The organism is Roseofilum halophilum BLCC-M91, assembly GCF_030068445.1.
Classification (GTDB): Bacteria; Cyanobacteriota; Cyanobacteriia; order Cyanobacteriales; family Desertifilaceae; genus Roseofilum; species Roseofilum halophilum.
Genome location: NZ_JAQPOK010000087.1, coordinates 30,242 through 49,262 on the forward strand (window position 1 = coordinate 30,242; position 19,021 = coordinate 49,262).

Sequence of the window (19,021 nt, forward strand, 5' to 3'; positions counted from 1 at the left end):
AAAAGTAACCAGCACCGTGGAATATACCAACCCAAAACACAACATATTACTCGTTGATGACACCCCAGAAAATTTACGTCTATTGTCAGACTTACTCAGTAGACAAGGCTATAAAGTTCGCAGTGTCATGAATGGCAGAACGGCCCTTAAGGCAGCTCAGGCAAAACCTCCAGACTTGATCTTACTGGATATTAATATGCCCGAAATAAACGGTTATCAAGTCTGTCAAGAACTCAAAACTATTGAGGTTACCAAAGAAATACCGATTATATTTATTAGTGCCTTAAACGAAGTATTCGATAAAGTTAAAGCCTTCCGAGTGGGTGGGTGTGACTATATCAGTAAACCCTTTCAAATCGAAGAAGTCTTAGCGAGAGTCAAGCATCAATTGCGACTTAAGTCAACACAAACCGAACTCAAACAATTAAACTTAAAACTAGAAGAAAGAGTCCAAGAGCGTACCCAAGAACTGCAAGAATCCAATCAAGCCCTAAGCCAAGAAATTCAAGAACGAAAGCGCGTTCAACAAAAACTTCTAGAAATGGCCCTGCATGACTCCTTAACTGGACTGCCCAACAGGGCCCTATTTATGGAACGACTCGAAGGAGCCATTCAAGCCCTAAAAGTAAATGCCGACCAAAAATTTGCCGTTCTCTTTCTAGACTGCGATCGCTTCAAAGTGATCAACGACTCCCTCGGTCACCTGGTGGGCGATCGCCTCCTCCAGGCGATCGCCCAACGGATCGGCACCCTCCTAAACTCCCACATGCTCCTCGCCCGCCTCGGAGGAGACGAATTTACCATCCTCGTAGAATCTTGCAGCAGCCTAGAAGAGATCGAAAAACTCGCAGAAACCATCCTCAACAGCCTCTCCCACTCCTTCCACCTCGAACACCACGAAGTCTTTATCAACGCCAGTATCGGCATCCTCCTCAGCCATCCGGACTACCACAAACCCGAATACGTCCTCCGGGATGCCGACACCGCCATGTACAAAGCCAAAGCCATGGGGAAAGGACAATACCACGTCTTTGACCCCACCCTGCACCAAAAAGCCCTCAAACGGCTCACCCTAGAAACCGCACTCCGCAAAGCCATAGAACACCAAGAATTCCTCGTTCACTACCAACCCATCATCAACCTACAAACCGGAAAAATTAGTGGATTTGAAGCCCTCGTGCGCTGGCAACACCCCCAAAAAGGACTCGTCAGCCCCGGCGAATTTATCCCCATCTGCGAAGAAACCGGCCTGATCAACGACATTGGCTATTGGGTCTTCCAGCAAGCCTGCAATCAACTCAAAATCTGGCAACAGACCCTCAAAAACGACAGGCTCAAAATCAGCATTAACCTCTCCGTCCGTCAATTCTCGCAAATGAACCTGATGGAAAAAGTGGCCGAAACCGTCACCAAAACCAAGATTTCGCCCCAATCCTTAACCATGGAAATCACCGAAAGTGCCCTAATTGACAACCCTACCCACGCCCGCACCCTACTCCATGAAATCCGAGACCAAGACATTCACATTTCCCTAGACGACTTTGGCACAGGCTACTCTTCCCTCTCCTACCTGCATACCCTACCCATTGATATCCTCAAAATCGATCGCTCCTTCATCAACCCCCTGAGTCAAGAAGAATCCGATCTCGGCCTGATTCCTCCCATTATTCAAATTGGCCAAACCCTGAAGATGAAAGTCGTCGCCGAAGGCATCGAAACCCCCGAACAACTAGAAATCCTCAGAAAACTCCAGTGTGACTTTGGCCAAGGCTATTGGTTTGCCAAACCTCTGAACATCAGAGAAGCCACAGCCCTGCTGCAATCTAATCCCCAATGGTAAACTCAACAAGATTAATGATTAATGAATTTAATGATTATTAACTTCCTAAATCCATGTTCCGATACCCATCCTTTCCTATCCTGGTCATCGCCCCCTTATTGGTCTCAAGTGCGATCGGTATCGCCCTGACAGCATGGGTATATTCCAGTCAATCCCTCCCGATCCCCCCAGGCATCTGGTTCGCCTGGACAATCTTACTGCTCACAACCAGTTTCGGCCTTAAACAAGCCCATACCCTCCACCGTAAACTACGCCAACACTCTCAAAATGAACCCACTCCAAGCGAATCCCCTGCAAGTGAACCCCTAGAGCCTCAGCACCCAGCAGATACCTCCCCCAACCTCTTACTAGCCCTAGAACAAACCTTAAACACCACCCCTGACTTCCCCAGTGCCCTGCACCTGATCCTAGAACAAATTTGTCAACTCACCGGTTGGAGTTACGCCGAAGCCTGGATTCCCACGGCTGACAAAAGCGCCCTCCAATGTAGCCCAATATGGCATCAAAATATCCAAACCCTCTCCCCAGACCACCGCATTGCCCTACAAGACTTCCGCCACTACACCGAAGGTCTGATTCTCCTCCCCGACGAAGACATTCCCGGACAAGTTTGGTATAGCAACAAACCCCAATGGTTTGGTAACCTCGCCCAAGATAATGATATTTTTTCCAGGGGAACCCTAGCCCAAAAAGTCGGTCTAGGGGCTGCCTTTGGCCTACCGATCCCCATTCCTGCCCAAGAAACCCTCACCCCTAACCTGATACCGAGACGCTCGGCAACTTTGGGGATTTTAGTGTTCTTTACCCATTATTCGTCCTTCCAAGATTCATACTGGGTTAAACAACTCTCCGATCGCGCCCTTGACTTTGGCAGAATTCTGCATCAAAAACAAGTCACCACCGAATTCAAAACCCTATTCAGTGCCATCACGGATGTTATTCTAGTCTTTGATGACCAAGGATATATTGTTAATATTGCTCCCACCACCCCCAAACCTCTTTATCAGATGCCAGCTCACTTGATCGGTAAAAGCGTACAAGATATCTTTGAACCCAATCAATCCGCGACCTTTATCAATTTGATCTGGCAAAGCCTCAATACTCAAACCACCCTACAAACCGAATATCAACTTACTATCGAAGATCAAATTCTCTGGTTTTCTGCCACCATTGCCCCCATTACTGATGTGTCGGGCATGGGGGATTCGGTGATTTGGATCGCCCGTGATATTACGGAGCGCAAACAAGTGATGGAAGCCCTCTCTGACGCTAAGGAAGCAGCAGAAAAAGCCAATCAGGCCAAAAGTCATTTTCTGGCGAAAATGAGCCATGAACTGCGAACTCCCCTGAATGCAATTCTCGGTTTTACCCAAGTGATGATCCGCCATCTGAGCGCGAATCAGCGTTCCCTGACTGGAACTCAAATTGAGGATCATTTTGGCTATCTGAAAGTGATTCATAACAGTGGAGAACATCTATTAGACCTGATTAACGATTTGTTGAACTGGTCAAAAATCGAAGCTGGTAAAATGGAGTTGCATCAAAGTCGGTTTAATTTATATGACATGCTCAGTACCCTCTATCAAATGTTTAAGCTCAAGGCCGAGCATCAAGGGTTAAGGTTGTCCTTTGAAGTGGATACTCATGTGCCTCCCTTCATTGAAGGAGATTCAGGTAAAATCCGCCAAGTGTTGATTAATTTGTTGGGGAATGCTCTCAAGTTTACCCCTGAAGGTGGCATAAGAGTGGGAATCCATTGGCGCGAGGATCGGTCTCTAGAAGAGGCACTCTTAATCTGTGAAGTACAGGATACGGGGATTGGCATTGCACCGAGTGAATTGACTCATCTGTTTGAACCCTTTGTACAAAGTTCGGGCGATCGCGGATTTCAAGAAGGTACGGGTTTAGGATTACCCATTAGTCAGCAAGTGGTGGAACTGATGGGAGGAAAACTGACCGTAGAATCTGAGGTGGGTAAAGGTAGTCGGTTTCAGTTTACGCTACCGATTAAGCGGGAAACCCTGGGGACATCCTCAGACCCCATAGAGTATGAAGTTCCAGCCGCTCTGAGACCGAATACGACTCCCCTAGAAACTCCAAAAGAAAAGGTTGAAGAGGAAGACCTCAGCTATGTTCAAGCTTCAGATTGGGAAAAACTCCAACAGGCAACCTTAGCCGCCGATGAGGAACTACTACTGAATTTGATTGAAACTATTTTTACTCCCAATTCCCAGATGCGAGAGTGCTTAACTGAATGGGTGTATGATTTTCAATTCGATCGCGTGGATCGGTTGATTCGCGAGCAACTTTCTCAAAAGGCTAACGGATTATGACCCTCGATCGCATCACCGGCAAGATTAAACAGGGATGGAAACACATCCGATCGGGACGTATCCGACACAAAATTGGATCGGGTTATGCCTTAGCCATCGGTACGGGGTTAGCCGGTTCCTTGATTGGTATGGTGGTGGCCGATTATTATCAAGGACAGGGAATGATGCAATTGGCTGATGCCAATATTCAAGCCCAATTGTTGGCTCATTTTCAGGTAGAAATCGAGAGAGCCGAACGATTAGCGGTTTTGCTGGGCACAGTCGCAGGCGATCGCCAAGCCTCACAACTCTATCAACAGCAGCTCAATGATAACCTCATAGAAATTCAGGAGACCGAAGAAGAGCTACAAACCTTTATCACCGGAAATCCTGCCTGGTTAGTCACGCCTGTAGAGAGCTTCGAGCCATTTCTAGACCAGTATACTCAAGCCTTAGTTGAGTACAGCGATCGCATCCAAGACATTGTTAATCAACCCAATACTCCCTTACAAGAGCGCAAAACTCAACTGCGCTCCCTGATTCTCTCCGAGCAACAGCAAGAATTAGACCAACTGGCAACAACCCTCGATGGACTCCTCGCCATGGCTCAACAGCAAGCTAGACAAGCAGAAGTCGAACTCGAAAATGCCCAAGGTCTGGAAAAAAGTATTATTATCATCAGTAGCCTCTTAGCCGTGGCGATCGCCGGTTGGATTGCCCTTCGTACCACCGAAGACATCCTCAGCCCCCTCGAACAACTCACCGACTTAGCCAGCACCGTCACCCAACAAGAAAACTGGCAACTGCGAATGCCCATTAACACCCAAGACGAAATCGCCTCCTTGGGGAAAACCCTCAACGCCCTCATGGAACGAGTCCAACACCGTACCGAGCAACTCCTCGAAGCCAAAGAATCCGCAGAACGAGCCAATCAAGCCAAAAGCACCTTCCTCGCCAAAATGAGCCATGAACTGCGTACCCCCCTCCATGCCATTCTCGGATTCACGCAAATCATGGTCAAAGACCAACATTTACTCGACCAACATCAAGAACAACTCCAAACCATCTACAGCAGCAGCCAACATCTGCTCGGCCTAATTAATGACATCTTAGATTTATCCAAAATCGAAGCCGGAAAATTAGAGCTTTTACCCCACCACTTTAATTTACCCACATTTATTCATCACTTAGAAAGCATGTTGGAGTTCAAAGCCAAAAAAAAAGGCCTCCATCTGAACATCGACATCCAAACCCATGTCCCCCAATCCCTCTACACCGATGAACAGAAACTGCGCCAAATCTTACTCAACTTACTCAGTAATGCAATTAAATTTACCGACAAAGGCAGCGTTTCTCTCACCCTCACCCTTGGCGATCGACCCGACACTCTACAATTTACCGTCTCCGATACCGGTATGGGGATAGCCCCCGAAGAATTAGACCAACTCTTTCAGCCCTTTGAACAAACCCAAAGTGGCAAACAATCCCAGGAAGGAACCGGACTCGGATTAACCATTAGCCGCCAATTGGTTAACCTCCTGGGAGGAAACCTGAGTGTATCGAGTGAAGTTAACCAAGGCAGTGTGTTTCGCTTTGACCTCCCCCTAATCTCTAACCCAGTGGCAGCAGAATCCATAGCCGGGCTTGAGCGCAGAATCATAGGAATTGCCTCCACAGACCAAACCTATCGTATTTTAGTCGTTGATGATAAATGGGAAAACCGGGAAATCCTTCGCGCTTTACTCACCCCTTTAGGGTTTGAAGTGCTACAAGCCACCCAAGGAGAAGAAGCCCTAACGCTCTGGGAACAAGAAGCGATCGATCTGATCCTAACCGATATTCAGATGCCCCTCCTCGATGGTTATGGGCTAACCGCCAGCATCCGTCAACGAGAACAACAACGCGCTCTCCCTCCCGTTCCCATCATTGTCACCACAGCCAGTACCTTTGAAGAAGAGCGCCAACAGATGTTGAACATAGGATGCAATGATTTAGTCCATAAACCCTTTCCTGAAGCCCTGATTTTAGAAAAACTTGCCCAGTATTTAGGACTCGAATATACTTATGAATCAGAACCCCAAAGCGGCGATCGCCACGAACCCTCCCCTCCCCTTACCTCTGAGAACCCCGACTCCTCTCTGTCAGCAGCCATGGCTCAACAACCGATAGAATGGATTGCTGCCTTACAGAAAGCCGCCACTGAAGCCGATACCGATTTAATTTTGCCCTTAATCAACCAATTGCCCACCTCCCAATTAGAATTGAGACAGCACTTAGTCAATTGGGTGAATAATTTCCAGTTTGAAGCAATTTGTGAGATAACAGAAGAGTGCATTCTCCAAGAAAGTAACCAGTTTATTGCTCGCTAAGATCTCCAATCGTTCCATTCCATAGTGCCGCCTAGCTTGCTTGCGATCTAATGAATCACTCCACCGATCCCCCAGAACCCGCTAATATTCTCCTGATTGATGATCTGCCCAACAATCTTCGCTTGTTGTCGAGTTTGTTAACCAAGCAAGGGTATAAAGTCAGAAGTGTGATTAATGGAGCCATGGGATTGAAAGCGGCTCGCGCAAAACCGCCGGATTTAATTTTGCTCGATATTAATATGCCCGATCTCAATGGGTATCAAGTGTGCGAACAGTTAAAACAAACTGAAGTCACTCAAGACATCCCCGTAATTTTTTTGAGCGCCTTAGATGATGTCATTGATAAAGTCAAAGCCTTCCGCGTCGGTGGCTCAGATTATATTACCAAACCCTTTCAAATTGAAGAAGTCATTGTGCGCGTGCAAAATCAGCTACAGCTTCGTCAAGCCCAAAAAATGCTGGCCGAGCAGAATATAATTTTAGAGCAAGAAATCTGCGATCGCACAAAAATTCAGGCTTCCCTAGAAGAGCGAGAAATAGAACTCCAGCAGCAAACAGAACGCTTAGAAGCAGCTTTAACCAAAATACAGAACACTCAATTACAACTGGTTCAAAGTGAAAAAATGGCCAGCCTGGGACAGCTTGTTGCTGGAATTGCTCATGAAATAAACAATCCGGTTAGTTTTATTTATGGCAATGTGCATTATGTCAATGATTATTTAGATAACTTGGTCGATACCATCAAAATTTATCAGAAAAGTTATCCTGAACCGACAGAAGAGATTAAAGCATTTACGGAAGAAATTGATTTAGATTTTGTCATTGATGACCTCAAGACCATGATCGGTTCGATGGAAAACGGTGTAGAAAGAATTCATGGTATAGTTTTAGGACTGCGGACGTTTTCTAGACTGGATGAAGCCGCGATTAAATCCGTCGATTTACATGAAGGAATTGAGAGTACCTTATTAATTGTACAACATCGATTGCAGGAAACTCGCGATCGACCCCCGATTCAAGTGGTGAAACACTATGGTGAGTTACCTAAAGTCACTTGCTATTCTGGGCAAATTCATCAAGTTTTTCTTCATTTGATTGAAAATGCTATTGATGCGATAGAAGATAAACCATTGGGTTATTGGACTTCGGCGGATGCTATTCCCACCCTAGAGATTAGCACGAAACTTATGAATGACCATGAAGTGCAAATTTGTTTTAAGGATAACGGAGTGGGGATTGAGGATGATATTAAAACGCAAATTTTTAATCCATTTTTTACTACTAAATCTGTGGGTAAAGGCAGTGGATTAGGTCTTTCTATTTGTTATAAAATTATTGTGGAGGAACATCAGGGAGAACTAAGTTATTCCCGATTGCCTGATGGAGGAAGTCAATTTATGCTTCAAATTCCTGTTCATTGCAAAGAAACAATGTGATACAGCGCTTTGCATCCTCTGTGGGGGAATGAAGAGTAATGGCTAATTACCAATTACCAATTACCAATTACCCATTACCAATTACCCATTACCCATTACCAATTACCAATTACCCATTACCCAATGGGGCGAGTTCCCGGATAAACGGCATGAATGCATCGACTTCCAGAGTGGGGTAAACTGCGTTGATAGGAGGCTTCTGTGGGTTGTCCCCAACCGAGTTGCAGTAAGATTTCTAAGTAAGAAGAATTTTCCCATTTGTAAATCAGGGCCCATTGGGTGCGTTGGGAAATGGGTTCAATTTCTTGATGGGTAATCTGTTGATATCGCCGACCATCAGCAATAAAGATATCCATAGCGACAGTCACTTGATGCCAAAAGTGGAGAATTTTAGATTTGGCTTGTTGCAGGATGTCTAAATCTTGGGGTAAGGCAATGAGTTGATCGTGAATGGCAGGATAGCGCAAGGTTTGTCCGCCAATGATAATGTCTTGCCAGATAATTCCGGAAACTTGATATTCTCTCTGATAGCGGTGAATGGTGGATTTAAAGTCTTTGTAAGCGATAAAGTTTTGCACCCCTTCAACGGCTACAAATTGGTCGATAATTGGGTGACCAGAGAGCTGAATGTTGAGACTCAAACGCTCTCCTCTCATACAAGCTTGACGCTCTTGGGCCAATATGGCAATTAAATCTTCAGTGCTGTAGACCTGGGACATAGCAAAGGAGTTTATTGGCCATTCGTTGAGGTGGTTGAGGTCGGGTGTTGAACTCTTCAAAGGAGTAGGAAAATAAGGCTAAGGGCAAACTTGGGCTTACTGAGTTAGCTCGGTGACCGTTTGCTGAAGTTGGGAAATCGCCTGTAATTGGCGATCGTTGGTGGATTGAATTCCAGTTATCCCCTCTTGCAGTTGCTCCACTTTTTCCCGATATTGGGCCAGTTGATCTTGCAGGGGTTGGAGCATTTGTTCATAAATCTCCACTTGACTTCTTGCTTGTGCCCATTGTTGCTCTTGTTGAGCTAAGGTTTCTTCCAATTGCTTAATTTCATTGCGCTTGGTTTCTTGATCGGCCATTTGGCTATTCACCAGTTCCTCTGCTTGCCCAATTGCCGATTGAATCTGACTTATTTCTGCTTCCATCCGTTGCATTTGTTCGCTTTGCTGTTCTCGTTGGCTTTCGGCCGCTTCCAAGGCTGGGCTAAAATCGAGCAGTGCTTCTCCTCCAGCTTCCACAGGATAACCTTGTCTGCGCCGGAGAATACTGACATGGGTCTTATAAACAAATTCTCTCTCGGCTAAATTTCGCCGCGACCCCACTAAAGATTCATTCAGGAAATCATAGCTTTCTTGTTCGCTGGATAATTCGGTTTCTAAACTGAGGCGATCGTATTCACTGGCTTGTTCAATTTTCTGCTTAAGTTCATCAATGGCCTCCATCTGATACCCTAACTCTTCCTCCTGATCCTTAACAAACCCCGATGCCCGTTTCAGGTCTTGTTCCAAGTCCTCCACCCGTTTTTGTAGTTCATCAATGGGCATATTTTCCAGAGTCTGGCGATCGACGGTGACTGCGGGTTTCCCTGATGCTTCCGACAACTGCTGAAGCTGTTGACACAACTGTTCAGTCTGACTCAAGTGAGTTTGCATCGGTGAGAGTAACTCTTGCTTAATTTGGAGGATACTCTGCTGAGTTTTCAAATCGACCTGTGCCTTTTCCAGAACCGTTTGCGCCTCGTTCCACTCCTGCCAACGGCCTTCAATCGTCTGCTTGAGTTGCTCTACTTCCCCTTGCTGTTGACTGGTTTGCCCTTTTGACTGCTCCAGTTGCTGCCAATGTTGGTCGAGAACCTGCTGCTGTTCTGAGACGGCCGTCGTCATCTGTCCCACTGCTTCTCGCAGGCTTTCCGTTGGCGAAACAGCCTCGGACAAAGACTGTAAAGACTGTCGAATTTGGTCTGCTTTCTCTTCATCAAGTATGGAAGCTGACGAGAGTTCGCCCTGTTGTTCTTCTAGTCGTTGTTGTTCGCCCCGCAAATGGGCCCAAGCGCCTTCCAACTCCTGACTTTTGCGCTCAAACTCCTCCCGTTGTCGCTCGGCCTCCTCCGATAAAGACTCAATTTCCTGTCGCTTCTCCTCTAGTTTCTCCGCTTCGTCCTCCAACTGAGCCAGCTCATCTTCTCGCGCTACCAGCTCCATTTCCCGACGATTTAGCTCCTGGGCTTGAAAGGTCAAGGACTGTTTCCACTGCTCAATTTCCTCCTCCTGGCCTTCAAATTTTCCTTGAAGGGTGGAAAACTTCTGTAAAATCCCAATTAAAGGACGCGCTGCATCTTGAGGGGGTCGTTGAATCTTTTTATTGGCCACCTCTACCAAAACCAGCGCTCCATCTTTTAAGGTTCCCGGTTCTGCCAATTCAATCAGTTCTTCAGAGACCGAACTCCAATTCTGTTCGCTGCGCTGACACGCCAGCAGTTTCACCATGGCTTTATTGCCCATGAACCCCTTTTGGATTTGTACTTCCGCTAGATAAAGCACGCTGATAGTCCTCGTTTATGCGTCCACCAATCAAATGATCCTGGGGTAAACTCTCCCTGATCTTTACTTTATTTTGACTGCTCTAGCCAATTTAGGGAAACCCCTGCATTGGTTTCTTTTCCCCATCACACCTGAATCTAGGGTCAGGGTGAGGTTCTGAAGCCATTGTATAGAGCCAAGAGAGGATGAGCTGCGATCGATTCATCCCTATGACGATCCTATCTCAAGTGAAGCCGCAACTAGCTTTACAAAATTTATTACTGTCTTAAACTAAGGCAATGACAAACTCGCCGTCAGGAATCCACTCGGATAAGTTCAGGGATGTTTCAAGATTTATTTCCCATTGCCATTAGTTTAGCTTAAAAGTTACCAACCGTTATCAACTGCGACCGTCTAATCTGACTTCAAGGGAATACCTGCCATCGTAAGGACTTACAATAGCTTTAGGGCAGCTTTAGGGCAATGGATTCCCCCAGAGAATTCAGCCTGGACTTTGAGCCGTAGCAGAACGTAACCAACGTAATGAACACCGAATGCAGGGACAGTTAAGCGAGATTGATATTCGCAGCATTTTCCAGCTCATTGAGTTGGGACAGCGCACTGGGGAATTGTGTGTTGAGAGCTATAGTCCTCAACCTCATTTTAATCGAGGCGATCGCCCCCAGCGTCTGCCCCCTCAATGTTGGTTTGTTTTTTTTGCCAATGGCAAAATTATTTATGCCGGTTCAGATGCAGACAATTCTCTGGTGCGCCTACGTCATCATCTGCATCGCTATGGATTATCTACTACCCTCGATCCGATCAGGGTTCCCACCATTGCGGCCACGAATGCGCCGGAATATGGTTACCTGTGGGCGATGCTAGAAAACCACAGCCTCACCCCTGCCCAGGGAAGAAGTATCATTAAAAGCATGGTTCAAGAGACCCTATTCGATCTGCTCTCTTTGCATAATGGCTCATTTATGTTTGAATTGGGCCCTCCTTTAGCGCCCCAACTCACGCCTCTGGAAATTGGCCCCTTAGTTACGAAAGTCCTCAAACAGGTTCAAGAATGGAACCAACTCCATCCCCATATTCAATCGCCCGATCAATGTCCTGTCCTCTGTGATGCCCCAGCCCTGAGCAAAAACCTGAACCCAAAGCGATTTAAGATTCTGTCGGCTTGGGCTAACAAACAAACCTCAATTCGCCAAATTGCCCGTTACTTAAATGGGGATATTCTCACGGTGGCCAAAGCGATGTATCCCTTTGTGCAAAAGGGCTGGGTTCAATTAACTTATCTGAGTTCTTCAGAATCGGATTGGATGCCCGAAGACCTCAAGCCCGTTCGCCCCCCCCGTGTTGTTTTTATTGATGATGGGGTAGCCTTATGTAAAGCGGTTGAACAGATTCTCAAAGCCAGTGGTTATGAAGTGGCAGGGATCACCAATCCTCTACGGGCCTTGAGTTTAGTGTTTCAACTCAAACCGGATTTAATTTTGTGTGATATCGCCATGCCAGAATTAGATGGTTATGAAATCTGTGCGATGTTACGGCGATCGAGCCTATTTCGGCAAACTCCGATTGTGATGCTCACGGGCAAAGATGGGTTTATCGATCGCCTTAAAGCCCGGATGGTAGGAGCCACTGACTATCTGACCAAACCCTTTGGTCAAGGGGAGCTGTTGATGGTTCTGGAAAAATATATTGGCAAAGGAGGAGGAACTGACCCATCTCCCGATCGCATTCTTGATGATGCGATCGCCTCAGAACTCGACTTGGAACCCCTCAAGCCCCCCTCTGGAGACCTTCCCCAACCCTAACCCCTTTACCTTTTCCCTCTCTGACCTAAAAATCCAATTAAGTGGCCAGATAGGGCACTTTATTCGATAAATTAGAGAGACTTGAAGCGCTCAACCCTAGTCAAGTGAGTTAGCCCTTCAACCCCAACTTTAAGGACACGATAGCAAAGTAGTAGGATACCCCTATGAGTAGCGTTTTAGTAGTAGAAGATAGCCCCGCCCAACGGCAGATGATTATCGACCTGCTCAAAGAAAGTGGTCTCACAGTTACCACTGCCAGCGATGGCGTAGAAGCGATCGAAAATATTCAAAGTAGTCTTCCCGATTTAGTGGTTTTGGATATTGTTATGCCCCGTATGAATGGTTATGAAGTCTGTCGGCGAATCAAAAATGACAAAAAGACTCAGCATGTTCCTGTGGTCATGTGTTCCTCGAAAGGAGAAGAGTTTGACCGCTATTGGGGCATGAAACAAGGGGCAGATGCTTACATCGCTAAACCCTTTCAGCCTACCGAGTTGGTCGGAACAGTTAAACAACTTTTACGCAGCTAATGGCGAGCCTCAAGATTGCCCCTCAGAACGCCCAAACCGATAAGATTATGGTAGGTAATTCCGAATTATTCAATGAAGTTGACTCCGAACAGGTAACCGAGTTTCAGGAACTGCAAAATCCTGAAGGAGAGTTACATCTGCGGTTTTTTCTGCCCTCTGGCCATGAACTGGCCCTGAGTGCTATTGGGATTAAGGAAGTGTTTGAATCTCCTCCGGATCGCATTACTCCGATTCCCAATGTCTCTCCCCTACTGTTGGGAACCATGAATATTCGCGGCCGGGTCATTTGGGTGGCTGACCTGGGACAGTTCCTCGGAGAGCAGACCCCCTTAAATACCGATCGCTCCGAACTGCCCGTGATTGCGATCGAAGACCAAGATACTATGTTAGGTTTGGCCATAGATCGCATGGGAGGAATGGATTGGTTAGATGTGGAACAACTCCAACGAGCCACCAATATTGCTGATACCATGGAACCGTTTGTACGGGGCGAATGGGTCATTGATGAGGAAAACAACCAATATTTATGGTTGCTCAACCAAGTGGCTATTTTGCGATCGGCTCGTTGGGCAGCCTAAAATTGGTATAACCTGATAAACCTAAAGATCAACACACTTAACTATCAATCTGAGATCATAATATAGTCAAAGCAAGTAAATTAAATCAACAAGTCAAACTATCGTGTTTTGGGGGAGGCTCTGGGATGGATTATGCAACAGAATATCAACAAGCAGAAACGGCTTATGTTCAAGGACGCTATGAAGATGCGGCCTCAATTATCGATCACTTGGTAGAACACTTTCCCGACGATCCGAATTCTCATTTACTCAGAGGCCATATTTACTGTTATGGATTACAAGAATATACAGTTGCCCGTGAAGAATATGAATCAGTATTAAAAATCACTTCCGATCAAGTCTTTATGGATTATGCGAACCAAGGATTGGAAGATGTGGAACAATTCTCGACCTACCATACCATGGGAGCAGACTTTGAAGGAGATACCTCCAGTCAAATCCCCCCCATGGACGACTTGGATGAGGACGAAATTGCTTCAGAATGGCAAGATTTAGACCTCCAGGGAGAAGAACAAGAAGAAGAAGTTATTCATACCGAAATGATGGGCAATCCTACCCTAGGTGATGCCGAAAGTCTAGATGAATCTGCCTTGCTTGATGAAACCGATGAATTCATAGAAGAGGCAGATCTAGCAGATCTAGAAGCAGAACCGACCTTCAACACCCCGGACGATTTAGACTTAGACGTAGAGGAAGCTTCCTGGAACGAAGAATTAGCCGAAGAAGATGACCCCTTTACCGTAGACCAATCCCAACTCGAAGAATTCCAGGAAGAAGAAACCTTTGAAGATGATATCTTTGCCGGAGAATCCTTAGCAGAGTTACAAGAAGAATCCGATGACCTGCAAGAAGAAGCCTTCTCCCCCTTTGACACCGATGTAGATCTCATAGAAGAAACGGGAGAACTCTTAAATGGTGACGAAGGTATAGCCTTTGATCCCTCGGAATTTCCAGACGAAGAACCCGCCTTCAATAGCAGCCCATCCGTTTCCGAAAACCTAGGGGTTGAAACCTCTGAACAAGAAGCCTTAGCTCCTGAATCTTCTGAGTTCGTAGAAGATCGGCCAACTCAAGGACTAACCATGGGAGAGAGTCCCACCTTATTTGTCGGTGGAACCTCTCACTCAGCCAATGGACATCAGGAAAATGGGGGAGACATATCCCTGAGCAAAAATGGCCGTAATGGCTCAATGGCAAGCGATCAAACCCTATCAGATAGTCATCTCTGGCAAGGTATTGGCGATGAGGATAGTTTTGATGGCAATGGCACTCATTCCGAGGAAATCACGGATTTTACCGAAACCGGGTTTGATACAGAATCCGGTTTTCATACAGAAAGTTTTGGATTTGATGACGATTTAGAACAATTTGACACAGAGTCAGAAGTCTCAGAAGCCAAAAATGGCAATGGGGCAGTGGATTTTCTCGATGAATTTGATGCCTTCGATGATAAAGTTCTGGATGAATTTTCTGGCTTTGATGAACCCTCATCAGATTTTTCCAAGGACTTTAAGGACAATTCCATGAATGGCATGAACACTCATGGATTCAAACTCGATGAAGATGCCGATCCCAGTGATGATAATTCCGCCTTGCTCGAAGAAGAGATGTTTAGTATCTCCAATAATACGGATACCATTCCCACCTTTGCGGGTAAATCTCAACGGCAAGTAGAACCGAGTGTCTCCGTAGATCAAGGGGTATTGAGCTTCTTTGATAATGCGCCTCTGATTAGTAAGAATGTTTATAGTGCGATCGCCACTGGACTCAGTTCCGCCTTTGCCATTGCTGCCGTAATCTATGCTACAGCAAGTGATGCCAAAGCCTTTAGCAAACTAGCCATGATTATACTACCGGGCGGTTTATCCGGTGCAACCACTTACGTCCTAGGGCGAAAAGTAACAAGTCAGGTCAAACAAACTACGGACGAACTGCAAACCCAATTTGAAAAAGTAGCCTCCGGACAACTGGGAGCGCAAGCCACCGTCTATGGCGAAGACGAACTGGGCTATCTGGCAGAGAGCTTCAACGTCATGGCCAGAAACGTCCTCACCACCATGAGTGAGTCCCAACGCAAAGCCGCCGAAAACGAATCCGCCAAAGAAGACCTGCAACGGCAAGTGATTCGCCTACTCGACGACGTAGAAGGAGCCGCTCGCGGAGACCTCACCGTTCAAGCCGAAGTCACTGCCGACGTACTCGGAGCCGTAGCCGACTCCTTTAACCTCACCATTCAAAACCTGCGGGAAATTGTACAACAGGTTACCGTAGCCGCTCGGCAAGTGAACAAAGGCTCGGCAGAAAGTGAAGCCTTTGCACGGGGGTTAGCGGCTGATGCCTTGAGGCAAGCGGAAGAACTAGCGGTCACCCTGAATTCGGTACAAATGATGACCGACTCCATTCAACGGGTAGCAGAAAGCGCCCGCCAAGCCGAAGCCGTTGCCCGCTCTGCAAATGACACCGCCCGCCGAGGGGGAGAATCCGTAGAGAGAACCGTAGCCGGTATTTTAGAAATTCGAGAAACGGTGGCAGAAACGACCCGGAAAGTCAAACGGTTAGCGGAATCCTCCCAAGAAATTTCCAAGATTGTGGCCTTGATTGCCCAAATCGCCTCCCGAACCAATTTACTTGCCCTCAACGCCAGTATTGAAGCCGCCCGTGCCGGAGAAGCCGGTCGCGGATTTGCCATTGTTGCCGATGAAGTCCGACAGTTGGCAGACCGGGCAGCTAAAGCGTCTAAAGAAATTGAACAAATCGTATTGCAAATCCAAAGTGAAACGGCTGGGGTAATGCAAGCGATGGAAGAAGGAACTCAACAGGTCATTCAAGGGACAAACTTAGCCAAAGAAGCGGCGAAATCCCTAGAAGATATTATTCAAACCAATAACCGGATTGATGTCTTGGTGCGCTCCATTGCTGCTGATACCGTGGAACAAACGGAAACCTCACGAGCAGTAGCTCAGGTCATGCAATCAGTGGAATTGACTGCCCAAGAAACGTCTCAAGAGTGCGGACGGGTTTCACAGGCGTTGGCGAGTCTGGTGAATGTGGCACGGGATTTGCTCACGGGTGTGGAACGATTCAAAGTCGATCCCAAAAGCCGTTAGGACGAGAGGTTAAGCTGGAATGGGTGGCATCAGGGTGTACAACTGAAGGACGCTATCACTGACAGGATGCGAAGGTTAGGGGAGCAAAAGAACCATGGATCAGGAACAATTAGACCGAATAATGGGCTACTTCTTAGAGGAAGCGAAAGATAATCTCAGGATCATTGAACAGGGATTGTTGAATTTAGCTGAAACTGTCCAGGATTCTGAACTGGTTAATGAAGTCTTTCGAGCTGCCCATTCGATTAAAGGCGGCTCGGCCATGTTAGGAGCCAGCAGTATAAAAAAAACGTCCCACCAGCTAGAAGATTATTTTAAGTTCATCAAAGACAGACCGACTCAGGTTAACCCCAAATTAGAATCTTTACTGCTACAGGTTTTTGATGGACTCAGTGAGTTAGTGGAAAACTTAGAAGAGAGTGAAGGGGACTCTCATGCTAAGGATGCAGAAATTATGGCTTCCTTAACTCCCTTGTTTGAGAGTGTGAATCAGATGATCGCCATGGAGAACAATGGGGTAGATGCCACAGCAAAAGAGCCAAGGGGAATGTTTCCTGCGATCGCAACACCATCAGTGTCCAGTTCAGTGTTAGCCTATAGAGCGTCTAACCTCCCCGATCCTGAAGAGAGCGCCAAGCATTTAGTTTTCCAGAGTGATGTGCCCACCCAATTACGGCAAATGCTCGAAGGGTTCAAGCAACCTGATACGGCAAAAAGTCGCAAAAAGTTAGCTCAAATCTGTTTTAGCTTAAGACAAGCGGGGGAAAACTTTGATATTAACCCCTGGGTGGAGTTAGTGAAATTGGCTCAAGGAGCGATCGCCAACAGGGATCATCTCTATGCCGATCTTGCCCCCATCATCATTAAAGAACTTAAAAGCGCTAGAGACTTGGTGTTAGCCGGTACACCAGAGCAGATTAAACCCAGTCAAGCGCTGTTAAATCTTCAATCTGAACCGTCTCTTACCACGTCCCCAAGTGATGCTGAACTCGACACCTTATTAAGAATGGGAACCACTCCCCCAGAAGACACTGTACAGAATGCTTCCTCTAAAGGAGGGCGATCGGACAACACTCCCCCCCCACTCGATCCCCCCAGATCGTCATCACAACGCATCGGGCCAGAAGTTGGACTCAGTGAACTCAGCACCTTAGCCGATCTATTTGAAGGAGAAACCTCAGATATTGAACTCGGTTGGGAAACAGACCTCTCTTCTGCTTCCCTAGAGGACACTGAAAACTTAGACTCCTCAGAAGTCGATGACATGGGTGACCTCTCCGATTTCTTAGTCGATGATTTTTCCAATGAGCGATCGGAAAAGACGACAGACAATTTAGGACAGAATCTATCCAACAACGAACTTTTTAACTTAGACTCCGAAAACCCCGAAGATGATCTAAAAGACTTACTAGAAATTGAGCCAACCGTTATGTCAAATAATCAAAATAAACCTCAAGACCCTGAATTATCCGATTTGTTTGCGAATGATAATGACTTGGAATTATCCACCTCAAACAACTCTAATGATATCGATGAATTATTGCAAATCGATATCGATTCATCAGAAAACGATCGATCCTTAGAAGACTTAGATTTTGAAATAGATGACACAGAACAAACCGAAAAATCAGACTTCAATTTAGATTTCGAGTCCAATTCATCACTTGAAGAATCGAAAAATTTATCTGAAATTGATAATCTTTTAGAAATAGAAGAAGAATCTAGCTCCGAAAACCTAGATCGTAATTTTGACAACTTCAATCAGTTGTTTGATGATTTGTCCGGAGATATAGAAACCACCAATAGTGGTGAATTAGAGTCAGAACTAGACGTGCAGCCAGACGACACCAGCAGCGAGTCAGACGACATATTTGGATTAGAAGAATCCTCAACTGATGAATCCCTAGAGTTAGAAGACTTCAGTGACACAGAAGAATTAGGAGATCTTTCTCTCACCGACGACAGCAACAGCGAGTCAGAAGACATATTTGGATTAGAAGAATCCTCAACCGATGAATCCCTAGAGTTAGAAGACTTCAGTGACACAGAAGAATTAGGAGATATGTCTCTCACCGACGACAGCAACAGCGAGTCAGAAGACATATTTGGATTAGAAGAACCATCAGCAGATGAATCCCTAGAGTTAGAAGACTTCAGTGAAACAGAAGAATTAGGAGATATTTCTCTCACCGACGACAGCAACAGCGAGTCAGACGACATATTTGGATTAGAAGAATCATCAGCAGATGAAGCTCTAGAGTTAGAAGACTTCAGTGACACAGAAGAATTAGGAGATATGTCTCTCACCGACGACAGCAACAGCGAGTCGGACGATATATTTGGATTAGAAGAACCATCAGCAGATGAATCCCTAGAGTTAGAAGACTTCAGTGACACAGAAAAATTAGGAGATATGTCTCTCACCGACGACAGCAACAGCGAGTCAGACGACATATTTGGATTAGAAGAACCATCAGCAGATGAATCCCTAGAGTTAGAAGACTTCAGTG

The 19,021-nt window shown here is 46.2% G+C and carries 11 protein-coding genes; 9 read left to right on the forward strand and 2 right to left on the reverse strand.

All coding sequences use genetic code 11. The features are described from left to right. Positions 1 to 16: 16 nt before the first annotated feature. The 4 genes from PJF56_RS11435 to PJF56_RS11450 are packed head-to-tail and all read left to right on the forward strand — an operon-like array spanning position 17 to position 7,957. Positions 17 to 1,840 (forward strand): two-component system response regulator, encoded by a 1,824-nt coding sequence (locus PJF56_RS11435; RefSeq protein ID WP_283762801.1) that lies wholly within the window; start codon positions 17 to 19, stop codon positions 1,838 to 1,840. Between the two features lie 53 nt (positions 1,841 to 1,893). Beyond that, a complete protein-coding gene (locus tag PJF56_RS11440; RefSeq protein WP_283762802.1) occupies positions 1,894 to 4,173 on the forward strand; it encodes a sensor histidine kinase in 2,280 nt (759 codons plus the stop codon). Next, on the forward strand, positions 4,170 to 6,521 hold the full coding sequence (locus PJF56_RS11445; protein ID WP_283762803.1) for an ATP-binding protein: 2,352 nt from the start codon (positions 4,170 to 4,172) through the stop codon (positions 6,519 to 6,521). The genes PJF56_RS11440 and PJF56_RS11445 overlap by 4 nt, the downstream gene beginning before the upstream one ends. Positions 6,522 to 6,571: 50 nt before the next feature. Next, positions 6,572 to 7,957: a hybrid sensor histidine kinase/response regulator gene (locus tag PJF56_RS11450; RefSeq protein WP_283762804.1), complete on the forward strand. Its 1,386-nt coding sequence runs from the start codon at positions 6,572 to 6,574 to the stop codon at positions 7,955 to 7,957. Positions 7,958 to 8,073: 116 nt separating this feature from the next. Here the strand turns inward: PJF56_RS11450 and PJF56_RS11455 are convergent, their stop codons facing one another. Further along, the gene (locus PJF56_RS11455) at positions 8,074 to 8,676 is read right to left on the reverse strand and encodes a hypothetical protein (RefSeq protein WP_347179523.1); all 603 of its coding nucleotides are present in this window, start codon (positions 8,674 to 8,676) and stop codon (positions 8,074 to 8,076) included. Between the two features lie 96 nt (positions 8,677 to 8,772). After that, a complete protein-coding gene (gene hmpF, locus PJF56_RS11460) occupies positions 8,773 to 10,494 on the reverse strand; it encodes a pilus motility taxis protein HmpF (protein WP_283762806.1) in 1,722 nt (573 codons plus the stop codon). A gap of 533 nt (positions 10,495 to 11,027) precedes the next feature. Here hmpF and PJF56_RS11465 point away from each other — a divergent pair. The 5 genes from PJF56_RS11465 to PJF56_RS11485 form a co-directional block, all read left to right on the forward strand. Continuing rightward, positions 11,028 to 12,296, forward strand: a complete 1,269-nt coding sequence (locus PJF56_RS11465) for a response regulator (protein ID WP_283762807.1) — start codon at positions 11,028 to 11,030, stop codon at positions 12,294 to 12,296. A 164-nt stretch (positions 12,297 to 12,460) separates the two neighbouring features. Then, positions 12,461 to 12,826 (forward strand): response regulator transcription factor, encoded by a 366-nt coding sequence (locus tag PJF56_RS11470; protein WP_283762808.1) that lies wholly within the window; start codon positions 12,461 to 12,463, stop codon positions 12,824 to 12,826. A gap of 47 nt (positions 12,827 to 12,873) precedes the next feature. After that, complete coding sequence (locus PJF56_RS11475) at positions 12,874 to 13,404, forward strand: chemotaxis protein CheW (RefSeq protein WP_283762809.1); 531 nt, start codon at positions 12,874 to 12,876, stop codon at positions 13,402 to 13,404. A 125-nt stretch (positions 13,405 to 13,529) separates the two neighbouring features. Further along, on the forward strand, positions 13,530 to 16,511 hold the full coding sequence (locus PJF56_RS11480) for a methyl-accepting chemotaxis protein (RefSeq protein ID WP_283762810.1): 2,982 nt from the start codon (positions 13,530 to 13,532) through the stop codon (positions 16,509 to 16,511). A 94-nt stretch (positions 16,512 to 16,605) separates the two neighbouring features. Beyond that, the coding region (locus tag PJF56_RS11485; RefSeq protein WP_283762811.1) for an Hpt domain-containing protein at positions 16,606 to 19,021 on the forward strand (2,416 nt) is incomplete at its 3' end.